This window comes from Pseudomonas sp. xss_2 (genome assembly GCF_043104195.1).
Lineage (GTDB): Bacteria > Pseudomonadota > Gammaproteobacteria > Pseudomonadales > Pseudomonadaceae > Aquipseudomonas > Aquipseudomonas urmiensis.
Map to the genome: position 1 here is coordinate 1 of NZ_JBICKL010000049.1, position 19,562 is coordinate 19,562.

Genomic DNA, 19,562 nt, shown 5'->3' on the forward strand with positions numbered 1-19,562 from the left:
CGGTCAAAACATCTGGACGTGCAAGGTTAGAGGCCCTCGAAAAACAAGCTTATTAAATGGCTACCTCCTGCGCGAAAAAGCAGTCATATCTCGAGAACAACCGGCGGACAACCCATTCCTCACATTGGTTAGGTAAAGGAAGCCCGTTCCCGCAGCGATACTCACAAAGCATTAATTCGAAGGTGTTGTAAGGGTCTGGCGAACTCACCTTCCGAACTCCAGTATTAAGAGCGATCATGTTAGCGCACTTTTAAGCGGACACGATCACCCTCATCACCGTGAAGATTGCCACTTGCAACACCTTGTCAAACCATCTGACAATCCATCTATCACAAGGCTTTGAGCGAGAATGCACCGATGGATAGCGCTTTGACAATCATCAAGAAGATGCAGTTTTTTTCGTTCTATCCCATCACGGTGCTACCTCCCACGTAACAGCCACTCCAATCAGCTTCCTCTCCCTGTCCACCCCAGGTTTTGAACAGGTCATTAAGGGCTTCCTGGGAGCGTTCGATGATGATTCCTTGATCCAATTGCAACGGCCAACCAGAGCGCTTCACCAAAAAGGCTTCGTCAAGCTGGTGCTCAAGATGCGGGAAGAGGTTCCGATGCTTCCGGAGCTCACCAATGCTGACTGGAAAATTGGCAAGTACCAACACGTCTGGAAGAAGCTCCAACAGAAGCTGGATCCGGTAGCGCTGCGCTACTGGAATGGATGGGAGATTCAAGGACGCAACGGAAATAGTGGGTATCTTCCAATCGCTCACGTGTGGAACTCACATGGGCAAGAGTTTGCCGAGCTCATTTTCGACCGATATTCCAAAAACATGGCGAAAAGGCTGAGTCCAAGCCACACTGACTTCAACACCTTCTTATACTACCTATCAGAGCATAAAGAACGCTGGCCCGTATCAACATTCCAAAGCCCACTCGAAATCAAGAGGTTATTTATTGATTTCATGTTTCACAATTTCACGAAAGCGGTGGAAAGCGGCACTGACGTCAAAACCAGGACAAGAACTTATTCTAAATTCATCTTCACAATGGATGAAATCTTCCTCCAATCTGGAGTTTGGGCGCGCCCGTTTTCATGGGGGCTCCCAAAGCCCCCGGGGAAATGCACCCCAGGCACGCTCACCCACACCAAAAAGAAAGCAGATGGTACGACAGTCAAGAGCAAACTGATCACCGAAATCCCATTACACCTTACTGACAGTGCAGCTATTGAAGTCCTGTTCAAAGATATCCACGAGGACAATTCGCTCGTCTTAAAGTGGGCAAGGCATCGCCTTCAAAAAGCCAAGGAGGCTTATGAGGCGTGCCTCGAATTGGGCTCGCGAGGAACCGTCATTACTGGTGGCAATAAGAGCGCAAAGACAATAGATCAAGTGGGCGCAGAAAATTTGTGCACTACCTACCTCAAAATGGGCGTCACCTACCTTAAGAGTAGCGGGCAGATTCTAGGCGCCATACCAAAAGGTGAAGCACATAGCCTTCTAGCAATCCCCACTCTAGACACCATTTTCGCACTGCAAATGTTGCTGACCCATGCACACCCAAATATTACTGACGGATTTTTCGTAAACCTTGAGCTGTTCAATAAGCAAGGACAACTAACTGGACTCACGAAAACAGAGAAAGGGAATTACCAGCTATTGGGCTACAAAGACCGCGCACAGGGGCCTAACAGCGAGCGCAAGATCCTGCTTTCCGATGAAGAAGCGGAATGGGTTAAGTTGATGATCTCCATGACCAAAGTACTGCGAGATGAACTTAAGCACGCAGGCAACGACCAATGGCGTTACTTTTTTCTTCACACCGGCGGAGCAATTACAACACCGACCGTGCCTACCACGGTGAAGCTAAACGAAAAGACGATCAAGTACCAGCGAAGAATGGTGGATGAGTTCATGGCGCTCGGCAACCGTGGCGAGACAGCCACCAAGCGCTTCATTGCTCAATTGTCAGTCACTGCATTCCGAGCCTCGGCAGCGGTAGAGATCTTCCTCCGTAATCACGATGTGGAGGAAATGGCGAGAGCGCTCGGCCACAAGGGATACACGTCCACCCTGCTCAGCCACTATCTACCCGAACCCATCCTGGCATTCTTCCAAACCCGATGGATCCGCTTGTTCCAGCGAGGGATCATCTGCCGCGCGATGAAGGACAGTCCTCATCTGCTGGAAGTCGCTCGCTTCGCTGATATGGATGAACTGCATAGGTTCTTGGAGAATCACGCGCTCAAGGAAATTCCGGAACACCTGCAAAACCCTGACTATCTCAAAGCGTCCGCAGCAAAGCCCAGGGCAGGCGCAAATCAGCCAGGTAAAGCAGATCAAGTCGTAGTCTCGATCGACACAGGCGTATTGACTGCACTGTTATCGCTTCAAGCTGCGGTAAACAACGCTACCCAGAATGCCAACGAGTCAGAAGAAGCCAGGCAGAAAGAAGCCAAACAGATCTGTGCCAGAGCCGTTTATTGGGCACGTTTCAGCGATTTGGTAGTTAAGGAAATCGAAGACCGCTTAGACACTACCATGCATGAATACCTAGCAAAAGCCCGTCAGCATGCCAATGCCGCCCATATGGAAGAGTTGATCTATGCAAAAGCAATTGCCGCCTGAACTTGCCTTTCTGGCACCGTACTTAGTGGAACCTTCTGAGGCGTACCGCTATGCGGCCTGGCTAATTAACGACTTCGATTCGGAGGTTTGGGAATATAGCTTTGACTACAAAAAACCCAAATATCTGGACTGGAGAGTTACACTTGAAGATGGCAGCCTGCTGACAGCCCCTAAAAACAGGAATCTGCTTCTGGGTTTCAAATATTACCTCACTTCCTGCACGCGGGATTCGTCGGGATATCTGTCCGAGACGAATGAGGTGCAGGGTCAACAGTTGCAACGTTTTTGCAACACCTGCCACATCATTGACTTCCTGCTTATCAACGACAAGCGATATCAGATTGCAAAGTACGGCCTAGAAGGCCTCAATGCCGGCAACTTGCAGGAAATCCTTCAAACATTAGCGAGCACACCACAAATTGCTGAGTCGGTCTACAACTGGCGCGAACGCCTGCATGATTACTGCATGCAGTTATTAGAAACCACTTGCCCGACAACACTAGCAGATCTTTTAAAAGCCAAGCCACAACTTGCTATAATCACCGACGAACAGCGTGCAGAAGATGAATTGGGCATCGCACATGAACTAATTCCGCAGGTGCGAGCCGCACTGTATCTGCAGGGCTTTTATCACGCACAGACCCATGGCAACCAACCCAACACAGTTCAAATATCTCAGGAGATTTATTCGGAGACTTTGTGGGGTAAAAACCAATCAAAGGTTATGTATGACATCCTCATATACAATGATGATGCATCGCAATTTGATCGCGAATACAGAGGAGTTCCTGTCACCAGTGGTGCACGTGAAAAAATGCGTGATATCACATATGTCACCTATCGCCGAGCAGTTTATCAACTAGGCGTTCTGCACGAGCTGGAGTTACCTGCCCCCAGGGTTGAAGCTCTGGTCAAAGCAGAAAAATTCAATCCTGACCTGCCGCCCATCGGGCGATTTCGCACCCTTCCATCCGAAATGGTGTTCACGGGGCTACGACAGGCTATCGAATTCCACCTGGAGCATGGCCAAGAGCTCACCAAAGCATTTTGCCGAATCGCGCTGGAATGCAAAAAACGGAATGTATCACCGAGTTTCTTGACCGCAGAGGAAGTGCAACAATTGGCAGGGCCGAAGCTGTCAGCCTTCGGCGTGCAAAGATTGTCGCTGGCGGTAAACTCAACCAACACTGGGGTTTACCACTCTGGTATCAAGGGTACGAAAGAAGCTTACTTCGGTAACCTGCGGGCGAATAACGGCCTCTATGAACTCATGGCCGTATATATGGGTTGCGTGCAGCTCACGGTGGGCGTCCTTATGGCCCGCAGGGCCAGTGAGCTATACGGGCTGAACGCGGAAGACTGCCTCGATGAGTCGCAAGAGTGGCTGCTGTTCCGCAACGCCAAAAGCACACGCCACTTGTTTGGCATGCGCCGCCGCGAAGCCAGGCCGATTGAGCCGATTGCCGCAGACATGATCAAGACACTTATTCGTATGCAAAAGTTGTTGCGCCGGATTGGCTTCATTTCAAAGTTGCAAACGCTGTTTGCCTTGCCCAGTTTCAAAGGTTCAGCACAGCTGACCGACTCAAGCGCATACACGTACAACCGCAACTTGGATCTGATGTGCGACTACTTTGAAACCCCTCTGAATGCCAAGGGGGAGCGCTACTACTTCCGTCAGCACCAGATGCGTCGGTTCTTCGCGATGCTGTTCTTCTACTGCGGCAGCTTCGCCAAGCTCGACACCTTGCAGTGGATGCTCGGCCATACCGACCCGAAACACGTCTATCGGTACATCACGGAGTCTACGGATGGGGCAGTGCTGGCCAGCGCGAAGGCTCAGACCGTGGCCGAACAACTGCACCATGGCGACATCGAAAACTACGTTGAGCTGACGCAGTTGCTGAAGCATCGTTACGGCACGGAGAAATTAACCTTGATCAGCGCCCACGACCTGGAAGACCAGATCAGGGAGTTGATGGACGAAGGCTGGGTGGAGATCGAGCCTGAGTACTTCAACGATCATCGGGGTAAGCAATTCAAACTTGTGGCGCGCCTGGTGCGAGCTCCGGAGGCTGCATGAGCCAAGGTATTTCTCTCGCTGCACGCGCCGCGCCATCGGTGCGTGGAATGCACGCATTGCTGGTGGATGCGATCAAGCGTGCTCAGCAGTATCACTCTGATCAAGAGTTGCGTAAGGCCCTGAAGAGCCAGGGTGGCATTGCGAAGCTGGAGCCCGAGGTTACCAACGACCGTGGCGACACTCTGCACGTCATTCCCATGAGCCTCAACACCTTGAAGACCTATGCCGACGCGCATCTGCCGGGCGGTTTCAAGGCGCTCAATGACCTGCGGCTCAAAGCCTTGGAAGCGCTTGAAATCGCAGCGAAGCGCGGCGAGCGCTCCAACAAGCGCACCCGTTCCGGCCTCTCACTCAAAGTGGCCGAGCTGGAGCATGAATTGGAGCTGCACCGGCAGACCAACATGCTTTTACTCAAAGCCATCGCGGAATGCCACGAGTGGTTTTACAACATTCGTGACGCGTCCAGCGCACTGCAACGGGAGAAGGATGCCCAGGACGCAGCCGATACGGTGCGCGCAGTGCTGAGCATGGCCATGCCACCTTTCAACACGCTGCATACCGTAGAAGTGCCAAGTCCTTCTGCAGAGGTGCCCAATATCGCCGACTACAGGAAGGACTAGACCATGCAGGCAGTGACCAGCAAAAAGCTCCATTCGTTGCTCGGCGACTTCACTTTTTTCAATCACTTTTCAGTGGATCGCATCAGCACACGCGACGCATCAAACATGCCGTTCATTTGCTGGCCAAACGGCTCTCCCTGCTTGATTGGTAACCTGTACATGCAGAGCCTGCTCCTCAGCCGAGGTCGCACGCGTAACGGGCTTTCCCGTAAAGGTACGAAAGGCGGCTCAATGGGAGCGTATGCCGGGCATGTGGGGCAACTGCTTAAACGGTGCTACCGGGATGGCGTTGACCCGATCAACCTGAACGACATGAAGCTCACCGACTACGTGGATGAAATCCGAAAGGAGACGGCAGATTACAACCCGGCACAGCCAAAGAAATCACAGAACGCAGTGATCGCGACCGGCAAGGTTTGGCTCGACTTCCTAGTGTTCGTAGGTACCTTTTACAGGAACAAAACCTTTGTTTCGCCAACCGGTGCGATCCGGGCGCGCGAGGAGACCTTTTACGTCAAAGTCCGAGGCGGAAAAATGATTCCGAAGGCCTACCTTTGGCATCATTCCTTTGGCAAGTCACACCGAGAACATCGTCGCGACCCCGTTACCAGCGAGCAGATTCAGATGCTCAAAGCGGCCAACCGCAAGGACAGGGCCTCTGATTTTGTGAAGATGCGGCGCCTGACGATGATCGAGCTGCTCACCGACCTGGGGCCAAGGCGGGGCGAGCTAGCTAATTTGAAGGTGCAAGATGTGCGAAACGCCGTGAAGTTGGACGAGCCCGTTCTGCGACTGGATACGTTAAAACGCGAGGAAGGGGCGGAGCGGTTCATAGCGATTTTCAGACCTACGCTGAAGAAGTTAGATGAGTTCATTGACGGCCCCCGACGCAAATTGATGCGTAAGGTTTACAAGGGAGGCAAGGATCACGGCTACGTATTCGTCTCCGCTCGCAACGGTCAACCACTGCGCGAAACCCGCTTATCGAATGAAATTCGCGACCTTCGAATACTGGCGGGCATCGAGTCGCAACTCTGCCCACACATGTTCAGGCATGCCATGGTCACCCGCGTCTTCACCCAGTTCATCGCGCAGCACAAGCTGAACAACGCTGACGATTTTCGTCGGGCTCTGCTCGACACCAAAACCTTTGTTGCAGAGGTTGTGCAGTGGACAGGGCATCTGGATCCGACGTCCGTCGAACACTACATCCACTTAGCCTTCCGAGATCTCGCCAATTACTCTGAGACCCTCAGCTCAGTGCACCAGGCGCTTGCCATGGACAAGTACTTTGCGCTCTCCAACGACCTCAAGCTCCAGCTGGAGGAAGGCCTACCGGTCGCCGACTACCTCAGACAGTTGAATGATCTGGAGCGGATGTACAAGCAGGATGCTGAAAGCGCTGAGAAGCGCACTACGTCGCTGAGAACGCCTTAACAGATGATCTGGCTGCGCAACAACTAGAGCCCTGGCCAACCTAACCAGGGCCTCATCGACCATCGCTCTCCCTTGCCAGAATGCTGGGCTGGAGTCATCCAAAACACAGCGTGCACTGGATGAACATTCGATCCACGTATCCCACGGATCGCACCCAGGCGTGCTGGTTGTCTCGAATGAACTGACCAAGCTGATCCACGCCTGCCTTCTCCGGAAAATCCATGAGGTCAGCCAGGCGGTGTAGGGTCTGAATAGGGATGCCCATTTCCTCCAGGGCATTCACACCAGGAGGCAGGTGGAAGCTTTCAAAGACCATTCTGACGTGCGCGTACCCCAACTGGGGAGGAATTAAGCAGCCGACTTCAAGCAGCAGTGCCCTTCAACACGCAGCTTTAAGCGTACCTCATCTGAGCTCACCTCGATGGAGATGCGATCTCGTCATGGCCCGAGCAATGCCATTTCCACCACCCATTGCTTACCGCCCCCGCAAGTGGTAAATAAACTTACCGACCAGCTAACTCCTTTCGAGCGAAAGAGCCTTTTAGGCCCTGGCGCCAATTACCTCTGAGCTCCGACAGGTGCAGCAGAAGCAGCTGAGCGTTGCAATTCCGCCCCTACACCTGGCTTGCGAACTACAAAAATGAAATCAGGTATCAAATTCAGCCACAAAATTATGTGTGCAGCATCACTAGTAGTGATCGCAGCGTTCGCGGCGTTCACCCTGTACACCGATTCTTATCAACGTAAAGCACTCGAATACTCGATTAATCAGAATCTGGGAGAGGCCGGGCGCACTAATGCGAGCAACATTCAGAACTGGCTGCTCGGGCGTGTACAGGCCATCGAAACAATGCTTCAAGGGATCGAGCTAGATCTGTCACGCGGCGGCATCGACGGCCACCTGAATGGAAAAACTGTTAGCGGGATCTTCAGCTTGAGGTCAATCGGCACCACCAGCGGAGAATTCATCACATCACCCTACTCTGAGATGCCTGAGGGTTACGATCCCAGATCAAGGCCTTGTACAAAAACGCTGTGGCAGCTGGCGGTACCACTATTACTGAACCCTATCTGGACATGGTAACTAAGACCCTAGTCCTTTCGATCATGGCACCAGTACGCGCCAAGGGACAGTTGGTTGGGGTTGGCGGCGGAGACCTGAGTCTGGATGCGATGGTGAAGGCCGTGAACTCCATCGACCTTGGCGGATTAGGCTATGCATTTTTGGTCAGCTCTGACGGGAAAGTGTTGGTCAGTCCGGTCTCTGACCAGGTCAGCAAGTCTTTAGCCGAGATCTACCCGGGTGATACGCCGTCGTTCGCTCACGAACTGAATGATGTCGAGCTTGAGGGACGGGGCCGATTGATCCACTTCGCCAAAATCAACGGCTTGCCCTCCGTAGACTGGTATTTGGGGCTGTCGATCGATAAAGAAAAAGCGTTCGAGCCGCTGAAAAACTTCCGCATCACGGCGGTAGTAGCTATTGGCGTGACGGTGCTTGCCACCATCGTACTGCTCGGCTTTTTGATCCAGTATTTGCTCATGCCGCTGCGAGGGATAACATCCGCCATGCAAGACATCGCCGCTGGTGAAGGTGATCTGACCCGCCGGCTATCAGTCACAGGGCATGATGAATTCGGGCAACTTGCGCAAGCGTTCAACCGCTTCGTTGAGCGCGTTCATGGCTCCATCCGGGATGTTGCTGCAGCCACCAAGGATCTCTACCAAGTACGTCAGGAGGTGCTCGACACCTCCAACCATTCCATGCAGAACACTGATGAACAAAGCCAGCGTACGACTTCCGTCGCGGCAGCAATCAATGAGCTGGGTGCGGCGGCCCATGAGATCGCAAGAAATGCTAGCGAAGCATCCAGGCAAGCCTCCTCCGCCAAGTCCAAAACGCGGGATGGGCAGGAAGTAGTCGAGGAGACCATTCACGCAATGGGTTCGTTGTCCGAGACCATCCAGTCGTCATGCAGTGCAATTGAATCGCTCAACAGTCGCACAGGTGACATAGGCCAGATCTTGGCCGTTATCCGAGGCATCTCCGAACAGACCAACCTGCTCGCTCTCAACGCCGCGATTGAAGCCGCGAGAGCGGGCGACGCAGGCCGGGGTTTCGCAGTCGTGGCAGATGAAGTACGGGGACTTGCCCATCGCACTCAGCAGTCGACGCAAGAAATTGAAAAGATGATCCAAGAGCTTCAGGTAGAGGCCAGCGAGGCCGTATCGATGATGGTCAACAGCCAACGAAAAAGCGATGGCAGTGTGGAGGCGGTCAACCGAGCGGGCTCACACTTCAACAGCGTGACATCCCGCATCAGCGAGATCGATGGTATGAATCAGTCGGTCGCCGCCGCGACTGAAGAGCAAACTGCGGTGGTCGAAGCACTCAACGTAGACATCAGTCACATCAGCGACCTGAACCAGGCAGCGGTCAGGAATCTTCAGGCGACATTGGACGCTTGCACAGCATTGGATCAACAGACGCATCGACTCATGAAGCTGGTAGATGGCTTCAAAATCTGAGTAGCCACCCCGTTGCCCCCACGCCCTTTTCTGCCATGTCAGCGTGGGGGTTCGAAGCCCATTAAAAATCGCAGGCGGACTACTTACTGGGCGTGACATGGCCATCGAGATCCAGCCCCACGGGGATCGGGATGTCGAGCCTGTCCATCTCCCGAATGCTATGCATCAGGCCCCTTCTGGAAGGTCACATTCGACCTGTGACCACATCCATACATCGCGAGAGAAATCGCCTGGAAACCAGCTTGGAGCGGGTCGCGCAGGATACGGCAACCCGAGTGCTTTGCCTGTCAGGCAAACCAGCATTGACTGAAATGGCCATAATCGAATCAAGCACAGATGCGTATCGTTTGGCACCTTCGCGGCTGACGCCTTGTGGCCGATATAAAAACAACTGTGTGCAGCGTGGTAAGTGACATGAATGCAAAAACGAATCAGCACAACAACCGGCTAGGGAGTGGCCTGAAAAGTCGCCAGGTAACGATGATATCCATTGGTGGAGTCATCGGCGCAGGGTTGTTTGTAGGATCCTCAAACGCGATTGCTAAAGCCGGGCCGGCGGTTCTTATCGCCTACCTCGCGGCAGCACTCATCGTAGTCCTTGTCATGCAAATGCTTGGCGAAATGGCCACCGCAAAACCCGACACGGGCTCATTTTCTTCCTACGCGGATCAAGCGCTGGGACGCTGGGCAGGATTCTCGATTGGCTGGCTGTACTGGTGGTTCTACGTTCTAGTTATCAGCATCGAAGCAATCGTCGCCGGAAGCATTTTGGGCGACTGGATCGGAATTCCGCATTGGCTCGCAGCGGGGATCGTGACGGTTGGCTTGATTGCAACCAACTGCCTAAGCGTTGGCAATTTTGGTCGCATGGAATACTGGCTCTCCCTGTTCAAGGTAATCTCGATCGTAACATTCATCATCCTTGGACTGCTGGCTATCTTCGGCGTGCTTCCTGGCTCATCCGTCAGTGGAATTTCCAACCTGACAGCTAACGGAGGCTTCGCGCCCAATGGCTACGTCGCCATCGTCGCTGCTCTGTTGACCGCTATGTTCAGCTTCCAGGGAAGCGAAGTCGTCACCATTGCCGCCGCTGAGACAAAAGAACCAAAAGCAAACATCAAGAAAGCCATTCGCTCCGTGGTCTGGCGCCTCGGCCTGTTCTACCTCGGTTCGATGTTCGTAGTGGTTTGCCTGATCCCGTGGAACGCCCCAGGCCTTTCGCAAGGCTCCTACCAGGCAGTGCTCAACGCCATGAACATCCCTTGGGCTCCAGGGATCATGAGCATCGTTGTCATGGTTGCTGTCACCAGCTGCTTAAACTCGGCAATCTATACAGCTTCCCGCATGGTTTACTCGCTGGCATTTCGCGGCGACGCCCCTGCGGCTCTGTCCCACACCACTCCCAACGGCGTGCCCCTGGCGGCCATCGGTCTGACTTCCTTTGTCGCCATACTCGCTCTGGTCGCCAACTACCTACTGCCCAAGCAAGTATTTGAGTTTCTGCTGGCCACCAGTGGCGCCATCGCGCTGCTGATGTACCTGGTGATCGCCGTCACCCAGCTCTACATGCGCAAAAAACTCGAAGCTGCGGGTGAGAAGCTGGAGGTCAAAATGTGGCTGTTCCCACACCTGACCAAGGCCACCATTGCTTTCATCATGCTTATCTTCGTGGTGATGGGCTGCTTCCCTGGCCAGCGAGTCGAGTTGCTGTCCACACTTGGCTTGACCGCTCTACTCGTAGCGATCGGATTGTATCTTCAGAAAAGCCAGCCGGATCTGTCGGCAAAACGAAGCGCCATGCCGTTGAGCATCAAACCAACCTGACGCTCGAAGTCCTTTCCTCCACTGCTGCCCGGCACCACGCTCGGGCAGCAGACTTTTTCTTCCGCCCGCTTCGCCCCTCCTGATCGAGATGAGTACCGCTCGGAGACCCAAGGGCGGACAGGGGACACTGCTTTAGCCGCCCACGCTGTGTTAGCATCCTTCGCATGTGTATACAAATGCTCGCCGGGTGCTGCCGCCTGGCTGTTATGGAGGGTGCAGTGTGACTGGCTTGGTTAATCGGACAGAGACGACCGCTGCGTCTAATCCCCATCAGGCTCCGGTGAATCCACCTAATGCAGAGCTTCAGCAATCTGTAGGCCAGCGCTTGCGCGCCCTTCGTGAGCAAAATGAGCTGACCCTTCGGCGTTTAGCCGCCCTCAGCGGCGTAAGTCATCCCGCCATCATGCAGATCGAGCGTGACCTTTCCAGCCCTTCCATTAGTGTTCTGCACCGTCTTCTCAAGCCGCTAGGCGTTACACTCAGCGGATTCTTCTCAGATGCGACCAACGTGGATGCTGCTGTTTTCTACAAGGCAGATGAGCTCACCGAGATCGCTGATGGCAAGATGGTCTCCTATCGTCAGGTCGGCGCAAACCTCAATAACCGCTCCATGATGATCCTTCATGAACACTGGGCCCCCGGTGCGGACTCCGGCGAGGAATCCTATTCACATGAAGCGGAGGAAGGCGGCATCGTGGTCAAAGGTCGTCTCGCCGTCACTGTTGGTGATGAGACCAAGATTCTCGAAGAGGGCGACGCTTATTACTTTGACAGTCGCATTCCACATAAAATGCATAATCCATTTGATGAAGAGTGTGTTGTTGTAAGCGCAGTATCACCGCCTACTTTCTAATATCAAAAAAGGCGCCAAGAATGGGCGCCTTTTTTATACCTCCAATTCTTGACGCATCGGCAAAGCCCCTGCCAACGTGCCGTGACCAGCATTCATAGCGGGTATGAATGCGAGGCACAGATACCTCTCTGTTTGTATTCATACGCTTCCGGTATGTTTTGGCCACGGCCTCCCTTCACAGAATTCTCGTCAATATCACATCGACATACTTCGTCCGAGACGAGCATTCCGGGCCGTCAATTTAGAATCGCTACCCGGGAGTGTGCATGAATAACAATTATATTGCTGGCCAATGGATTGAAGGCGCCAGTATCAATCGCAACATCAACCCTTCGGATACGGATGACCTGGTAGGCGTATACGCTCGTGCCGATGCAGCACAGGCAACACTTGCAGTTGAAGCCGCAGCAGAGGCTCAGCCGCAGTGGGCGCGCATGACGGCGGAACAGCGCAGTGACGCCCTGGATCGCATCGGCACGGAAATTCTTGCACGCAAAGATGAGCTGGGTGAACTGCTCTCGCGTGAAGAAGGTAAAACTCTCCCAGAAGGGATCGGCGAGGCGACGCGTGCTGGCCGCGTTTTCAAGTTCTTTGCAGGTGAAGCGCTTCGTCTTTCTGGTGAGCGCCTGCCAAGCATCCGTCCGGGCGTCGAGACTGACGTACGCCGGGAACCTGAGGGTGTCGTCGCTATCATCACCCCTTGGAATTTCCCGATCGCAATCCCCGCCTGGAAGATTGCCCCTGCCCTAGCGTATGGCAACGCGGTAGTGTTCAAGCCTGCTGATCTCGTACCCGGCAGCGGCTGGGCACTGGCGGAAATCATCGCCCGTGCCGGCGCCCTACCACCTGGTGTATTCAACTTGGTTATGGGCCCTGGGTCTCAGGTGGGCGACGTCTTTGCCAAACATCAAAAGGTTAAAGCACTGACGTTCACAGGCTCGTCTTCTACTGGCCGTTCGGTGGGTATTGAATGCATGACCCGAGGCGCGAAAGTACAGCTTGAGATGGGCGGTAAAAACCCATTGGTCGTACTGAATGACGCCGATCTGTCTCAAGCTGTCGAGGTCGCTGTTCAGGGCGCATTCTTCTCAACGGGACAGCGCTGTACCGCTTCCAGCCGCTTCATTGTTCAGGAAGGCATCCACGACAAATTCGTTGCCGCCGTCAAAGAGCGGCTTGCATCGTTGAAAGTGGATCATGCACTTCACAAAGGCACAGACATCGGCCCTGTGGTATCTGCGGCCCAGCTGAAACAAGATCTGGAGTACATCGAAATAGCCAAGCGCGAAGGCGGCCACGTCGCATTTGGTGGCGAACTTGTGCAGCGCGCTACGAATGGCTTCTATCTCACTCCAGCGCTGATCACCGAAACGCACAATCAAATGCGTATCAACCAGGAGGAAGTCTTCGGCCCGGTAGCCAGCGTAGTGCGCGTGAAGGATTACGAGGAGGCCCTGCACGTAGCAAACGAGACGGAGTTCGGCCTGTCCTCTGGCATTTGTACCACCTCGCTCAAATACGCATCGGACTTCAAGCAACGTTCCACCGCTGGCATGGTCATGGTTAACGTTCCGACTGCAGGCGTGGATTACCACGCACCGTTTGGTGGCCGCAAAGGATCCAGCTACGGCGCACGCGAGCAAGGTGCTTATGCCCGCGAATTTTACACTTCCATCAAGACCACCTACACCCAGGCGTGATTGCGATGACTAATACTCTGCGTCCAGTCACCGGTAAAACTCGTGTCCTTGCGATTCTGGCCGACCCTATCCATCACGTAAAAACCCCCGAGGACATGAACAGTCTGATGACCGAGCTCGGCTTGGATCAGATCATGGTTCCCTTCCACGTAAAGCCTGAGAACCTGGCGAGTGTGGTAGCAGGGCTTCGCGGCATCGAGAGCCTGGACGGTTTCATCGTCACAGTCCCGCACAAGAGCTCAATCATTGAGCTATGCGATACATTGTCTCCAGCCGCCAAGATGGTGGGTGCTGCCAACGTTGTCCGGCGCACCAAGAGTGGGCTGCATGGCGATATCTTGGACGGAGTAGGTTTCGTGGCGGGGCTGCGCAACGCCGGGATCGACCCTGAGGGCAAAACGGCCTACCTGGCGGGTGCCGGCGGAGCCGCGAATGCAATCGCGTTCTCCTTGGCCGAGAGTGGGATCAAACAGCTCACGATCGCAAATCGTACCTGTTCCAAAGCCGAGCTGCTGGTGATGCGGCTTCGCGAAATTTTCCCCACAGTAGACTTCCGCGTTGGATCACCTGATGCCTCCGGCCACGAACTCGTGATCAACGCTACCTCCATGGGGCTTAACGAAAATGACCCCTATCCTCTGAACGTTGAGAGCTTAACTGCTGACCAAATTGTTGCAGAGATCATCATGCAACCTGAGTACACCTCGCTGCTTAAGTATGCTGAGAAGCTGGGTTGCACGATCCATTTCGGGCGCCCAATGCTCAAGTGCCAAATCGAATACATGGCCCAAGCAATGGGTATCGACACTCAGACACACCAACAAAACCGAGTCCAAAAATGAGCAGTTATGATTACGTGATCGTAGGCGGTGGTACAGCCGGTTGCATCCTCGCAAATCGGTTGACCGCTTCGGGTAAGCATCGCGTTCTTGTTCTTGAAGCCGGTGGTGAGCCCAATGGATGGTGGATTCCCATTCCAGCCGGCTTCAGCAAGTTGATGGTCGACAAACGCTACAATTGGGACTTCAAAACCAAGCCCGAAGCTGGAACCTACCAGCGAGAAATCGCCGTGCCCCGAGGCAGAGGTCTCGGGGGATCAACCCTCATCAACGGCATGATTTACGTCCGTGGCCAACCAGGTGACTACGATGCCTGGGCCGCAACCGGTGCCAAGGACTGGAACTTCGGCACCCTCAAGCCCTATTTCCGCAAACTTGAAAACTATGCCCAAGGCGATACGACCCGAGGGCACGAAGGCCCGATGCGGATTCATCAGGTCACCGAGCGCTTCCCGCTTTCCACCGCCTTCATTGAGGCAGCCAAGCAGGATGGGCATCAACTGAACCCGGACTACAACGGCGACGATCAAACCGGGTTTGGTTATTACCAAGTCGCCCAGCACGGCGGTAAGCGCTGGAGCGTGGTAGACGGATATCTCAAGCCGGCACGTAGCCGTAGCAATCTCAGCATCGAAACGGGCGCTCACGTCCTTAAGCTGAACTTGGAAGGCAAGCGCTGCACCGGAGTTACCTACAAGCGACATGGTCGTGAAGTCACCGCAACTGCCAAGGTCGAGGTGATTCTGTGCGCAGGCGCCATTCAGTCGCCGCAAATCCTGGAACTTTCAGGGATCGGGCGTGCCGACGTGCTGGATAATGCGGGTGTTCGACTCAAGCATGAGCTCACCGGGGTTGGTGAAAACTACATCGATCACTTCGCCACGCGGATGAATTGGCGGATGCGTAATACGGTCACCCTGAACGAGATGGCTCGGGGATGGCGGCTTGGGATGGCGGTGTCTGAATACTTCACCAAAAAGACCGGCATCCTGACACTTGGTACTGGCTTGGTGCACGGCTTCGTCAAAACCGACCCGGCACTGGCATCACCCGATATCCAGTATTTCTTCGTCCATGCGAGCTATGCCAACGCGGCAAACCGCATTTTGGACAAGCACCCGGGGATGACTATCGGTGTAAGCCAGCTGCGTCCAAAATCGAAGGGCTCGATCCACATCGAGTCCAACGATACCTATGCCATGCCGGCCATCCGCCCGAATATGCTGGGTGAGCGTGAAGACCAGATCAGCTTGATCGAAGGTATGAAGATCGCTAGGCGGATTGTCATGCAACCGGCAATGCAGCCATTCCTGGAAGAGGAAACGAGCCCTGGTATGGGCGTGCAAACTGACGAGCAGTGGCTCGACTTTGCTCGTCGCAACGGTCAGACAATCTATCACCCGTTGGGCACATGTCGCATGGGTGAGGATGAAGAGGCTGTTGTGGATTCGCGGCTGCGAGTTCACGGCTTGACAGGGCTTCGCATAGTGGACGCCTCGGTCATGCCCACCATGATCTCTGGCAACATTCAAGGCGCTGTAATGGCGGTCGCTGAGCGAGCAGCAGACCTGATCATCGAAGACGCCAAACTGGCTAACTGATACTCATGAGAACGCAGCGGGTACTCTGATGTGCCCGCTGCAGATGAGGTAACTAATGGATATTGTCCATGCCACATTGTGCGTGGCGTTGGCGGCACGCATTCACAAAACGGATGCCGCCGTTAAATCCACAGCTAAACGTTGCGCAAAAAAATTGTCGCGTCTAGATCGTCAAATCATGTTCATGATCATGAATAGCAAGTCACCGCTAGCAACAGTTGAGGGATGCATTATCCGACTCGACATGGATGTGTTGGCCTTAGCAGACGATTGATAGCCCCCTAGCTGCTCCGCTGCCCAACCCTGATCCTATCGAGAATAGTGGGTATGTCATCGTAATTCTCATACCAAATCACAGTAACACCCAGTTCCCTCATCAGCTCTTCATTCGTACTATGATGACGATCAAGGAATCGCTCGATCACCGCATTCGGAATTTTTAAAGCAGTGCTTCCTTCACCTCGTTTAAATTTGACCGGATTCAAACGACGCATAAATGCAAAGTGCTTTGGCTTTTCGAGGGACTTTGAAGCAATTTCCAACAGCCTACGCAGGTTCGGATCGGTCAATGACAAACCTATCATGAGGCATGACGTTTCTTTAAATATATTCAACTGCGCCAAATTAGACCAGTGGTAAGCGTCTCGATAAATCTGATGATAGCCCTCTTCCGAGAAAACCAAAGTGCTTCGATCTAGATTGGGGTAGCCTGACCTGTCCTGGGGCAAGAAACCATGCACATGGTAACAGGAAGCTCCTCGGCAGACGCAGTCTCAAACTCTTCGAAAACACTTTTATGCACAAGCGCTTTGGCCTTCAACGCCCGCTCGATAAAGTCGTCGAAATTATACGTCAAAATGGATTTTATCTTGGCTCCAGTACGGGTTGGCGTGCAAAGCGTTGCAATAGCTGTAATAAGCTTGGACTCAACCGGAAAGTCAGTATTTCTCAGATCGTACAGTTGCTTGGTAATAGCCTCGATGAATACCTGCTGCTCTGTCGGCGACCCCGCAGCCAGCCCCTTTCGAATATAACGAGCTAGCATCAATGCAGACGGCCCATCGACCTCCATCAATCGCCCCACAATCTGTGCCACTTGTGAGTGATTACTCTCACCCTCTCCAATATTTTCCTCGGAAAGCATGGAAACAAATAAAGAATTCAAAAGCGTATTCCAATCGGGCAACCCTGCGCTGCTAGATACACCGGCTCCCAATGCCAATGAAAAACTGCCAGCACGGTATTGATCGGAAATATCTTTTATTATTTGATCTCGCTCTTCATGCCAAGCGTTAGATGGTCGATCTGCGGCCATCTTGAGCCTAACCGAAAACATATTTTCAGCAAGCACCCCTGCAACAGCCGCATGTTTCGCAATCAGCTCATCTATCTTCTCCCTGCCCCAGAGGTAAAGTGGAAACCGAGAGGCGTCGCTTACTCCACCAAGAATGAACGGAAGCTGATCATCTGTCACCTTGGGTGCAATCACCAGCAATCGATAACCGGGTTCAGCCTTTTTGGAGTAATGAGAGATTATAGACTCAAGCTTTTTACTGCTTATAGCAAAGGTGATCTCAATAACAACCGGTTCACTGATCTCGCCAACCCCATTTGGAGCGGTTGCATCAAAAGGGGCAGACGGCACACCATGCTGCAAAATTTTCTGCCCTAACGTTTCAGCCTCAAGCTCTAACAGCTTCAGTATGAAAGCTTCTAAAAAATAAAAACCGCCAGAACCATAGGAGGACAAGCGTTCTTCCAATGCGTCGAAGTACATGGTGCTCCCAGCAAGATCAAACCAGAGAAAAGGACTGCTTACAGGCAATGTCCAAACGCTACCACATCAACTAGCCGCTCGCTAGAAAGACGAGTGTGGAGCTACATGAACACATGCAAGGGGGCTGAATGCGAGGGCGATATAGCCAAAGAAAAGGGGGCAGCAGCCCCCTTGAGAATCTAACGAACGCTTGATGGATCAACCTTTTTGGCTGCGAACATCAGCAACCCCGCCAGTAAGCACGGGAACGCGCCAAACCAAAGCGCACAGGTTAGCCAGGTGCCGCCGTTCGATAGCACATACGTCGAACCAATCCCCGCCAGTACGGCGCCAATAGGGCCCATCGCCGATACCACCGCGCCGGCAGATGCCCGGATAGGCGTATGGAAGCTTTCGCTCACGAAAAAGAGCATCGCGGCGAACGGCCCAATCAAGAAGAACAAACCGATGCTGTACAGCGCGACAATTGCGCTGAAGCTTGTCGGCACCAGAAGCATCGCAGTAAACGCCACTGCCCCCAGAATCCAGCCAATCCCGATTACGTTTCGACGACCAAACCTATCCCCCAACCACCCATGCGTGAGATACCCCACGTATGCAACCAGGTTGGACATCACCAGAATCATGAGCGAGTTTTCGAACGAAACCCGGTGAACCTCAATGATTACAGTAGTTCCGAGGACGCTGAAAACTTGAATCGGGAACCAGCAAAGCAAATGTGCAAAGCCCAAAATCAGTGCAGCTCTGCGAGAGGATCCCCGGAAAACCCCGGCAAGCCCTGTATTTGCATCACCCGATTCCCAGCCCTGGTGCTTTGCGATGTCCGCAGCTTCAGAATATTGACCGGCGGCCTTGAGCTCATTCATTTTCGCGTGCATTAAGAACTGTGGACTTTCCTTCAATTTGAACGCGAGCAAAGCGATGACGAACGACGGAATGGCGGCAAAAATGAAGCTTCCTTGCCAACCTATCAGGGGCATGAGCAGTGCCGTCAATCCAGCAGCGAGCAGCGCCCCCACAGGCCAGCCACCCTGCACCAAGCTGTAGATGAAACCCTTGCGCTTGACCAGCTTAGGGTCGTCGGTGGAGGCATAGAGTTCACTCAAATAAGTAGCATTGATCGTCTGCTCAGCGTATCCCAACCCCGCGACTGAGCGAATGGCCACAAGCGTGCCTGTGCCCAAACTACCGCCAAGCGCAGTGGCGAGAGAGGATACAGCCGCTCCACCTACCGTGATGATGACCCCTTTGCGTCGTCCAAGCCGATCGACTATCGGGCCGATGACCAGGGCGACAACACATCCACCCAACGCGACGAGTGTGGCGATCCAGGACTGTTTTGCGGCATCCCACCCGAAATGCGCCCCCATTTCAGGTAGAAGTGTTCCGAAAAGAATAAAGTCATAGACCGCGAAAACCCACGCAAAAAACGCAATCATCGTCGCAAATTTAATATCGCGCGAGGGTACAGTCGGGGATATCCCATAAGGAGCTACAACATTATCTATTCTATTTTGCACTGTCATTGAGTTCACCGCATGTTAGATACTACGGATTAATTCCCGAATTGAGTCAAACCGAAACATCGAGCAGTTTTATTTTTAGACGCACGTGCCAGATACCTAGTAGTGCCAACTAGGATTACAGGGGGTGGAGGTGGAAGATCTGCGGTGGG

14 protein-coding genes and 1 pseudogene are annotated in these 19,562 nt (G+C 53.5%); 12 read left to right on the forward strand and 3 right to left on the reverse strand.

Annotated features, from left to right (window positions below):
- Positions 1–10: 10 nt before the first annotated feature.
- The 12 genes and pseudogenes from ACF8K2_RS11185 to ACF8K2_RS11240 all read left to right on the forward strand — a co-directional run bounded on the left by ACF8K2_RS11185 (position 11) and on the right by ACF8K2_RS11240 (position 16,384).
- Positions 11–136, forward strand: coding sequence for a conjugal transfer nickase/helicase domain-containing protein (locus ACF8K2_RS11185; protein WP_392465086.1), 126 nt, complete (start codon positions 11–13; stop codon positions 134–136).
- Between the two features lie 388 nt (positions 137–524).
- Positions 525–2,624, forward strand: coding sequence for a hypothetical protein (locus ACF8K2_RS11190; protein WP_392464845.1), 2,100 nt, complete (start codon positions 525–527; stop codon positions 2,622–2,624).
- On the forward strand, positions 2,602–4,707 hold the full coding sequence (locus ACF8K2_RS11195) for an integrase (RefSeq protein ID WP_392464846.1): 2,106 nt from the start codon (positions 2,602–2,604) through the stop codon (positions 4,705–4,707). The genes ACF8K2_RS11190 and ACF8K2_RS11195 overlap by 23 nt, the downstream gene beginning before the upstream one ends.
- Positions 4,704–5,327, forward strand: a complete 624-nt coding sequence (locus tag ACF8K2_RS11200; protein ID WP_392464847.1) for a hypothetical protein — start codon at positions 4,704–4,706, stop codon at positions 5,325–5,327. Before ACF8K2_RS11195 ends, ACF8K2_RS11200 begins: the two co-directional genes overlap by 4 nt.
- 3 nt (positions 5,328–5,330) lie before the next feature.
- A complete protein-coding gene (locus ACF8K2_RS11205; RefSeq protein WP_392464849.1) occupies positions 5,331–6,764 on the forward strand; it encodes a tyrosine-type recombinase/integrase in 1,434 nt (477 codons plus the stop codon).
- Positions 6,765–7,404: 640 nt separating this feature from the next.
- Positions 7,405–9,293, forward strand: a pseudogene (locus ACF8K2_RS11210) (methyl-accepting chemotaxis protein).
- Positions 9,294–9,707: 414 nt separating this feature from the next.
- Positions 9,708–11,117: an amino acid permease gene (locus ACF8K2_RS11215; RefSeq protein ID WP_392464850.1), complete on the forward strand. Its 1,410-nt coding sequence runs from the start codon at positions 9,708–9,710 to the stop codon at positions 11,115–11,117.
- 220 nt (positions 11,118–11,337) lie between these two features.
- The gene (locus ACF8K2_RS11220; RefSeq protein WP_392464853.1) at positions 11,338–11,970 is read left to right on the forward strand and encodes a cupin domain-containing protein; all 633 of its coding nucleotides are present in this window, start codon (positions 11,338–11,340) and stop codon (positions 11,968–11,970) included.
- Between the two features lie 266 nt (positions 11,971–12,236).
- Positions 12,237–13,670, forward strand: coding sequence for an aldehyde dehydrogenase family protein (locus ACF8K2_RS11225; RefSeq protein WP_392464854.1), 1,434 nt, complete (start codon positions 12,237–12,239; stop codon positions 13,668–13,670).
- Between the two features lie 5 nt (positions 13,671–13,675).
- Positions 13,676–14,512: a shikimate dehydrogenase family protein gene (locus tag ACF8K2_RS11230; RefSeq protein ID WP_392464855.1), complete on the forward strand. Its 837-nt coding sequence runs from the start codon at positions 13,676–13,678 to the stop codon at positions 14,510–14,512.
- Positions 14,509–16,110, forward strand: coding sequence for a GMC family oxidoreductase (locus ACF8K2_RS11235; protein WP_392464856.1), 1,602 nt, complete (start codon positions 14,509–14,511; stop codon positions 16,108–16,110). The genes ACF8K2_RS11230 and ACF8K2_RS11235 overlap by 4 nt, the downstream gene beginning before the upstream one ends.
- A gap of 55 nt (positions 16,111–16,165) precedes the next feature.
- Positions 16,166–16,384 carry a hypothetical protein gene (locus ACF8K2_RS11240; protein ID WP_392464858.1) on the forward strand — a complete coding sequence of 73 codons (219 nt, stop codon included), beginning with the start codon at positions 16,166–16,168 and terminating at the stop codon, positions 16,382–16,384.
- A gap of 7 nt (positions 16,385–16,391) precedes the next feature.
- On the opposite strand, the gene ACF8K2_RS11245 is transcribed toward ACF8K2_RS11240, so the two are convergent.
- The 3 genes from ACF8K2_RS11245 to ACF8K2_RS11255 form a co-directional block, all read right to left on the reverse strand.
- Positions 16,392–16,850 carry an SIR2 family protein gene (locus ACF8K2_RS11245; protein WP_392464859.1) on the reverse strand — a complete coding sequence of 153 codons (459 nt, stop codon included), beginning with the start codon at positions 16,848–16,850 and terminating at the stop codon, positions 16,392–16,394.
- The gene (locus ACF8K2_RS11250; RefSeq protein WP_392464860.1) at positions 16,805–17,887 is read right to left on the reverse strand and encodes a hypothetical protein; all 1,083 of its coding nucleotides are present in this window, start codon (positions 17,885–17,887) and stop codon (positions 16,805–16,807) included. The genes ACF8K2_RS11245 and ACF8K2_RS11250 overlap by 46 nt, the downstream gene beginning before the upstream one ends.
- Positions 17,888–18,066: 179 nt before the next feature.
- The gene (locus tag ACF8K2_RS11255; protein WP_392464861.1) at positions 18,067–19,413 is read right to left on the reverse strand and encodes an MFS transporter; all 1,347 of its coding nucleotides are present in this window, start codon (positions 19,411–19,413) and stop codon (positions 18,067–18,069) included.
- Positions 19,414–19,562: the final 149 nt, after the last annotated feature.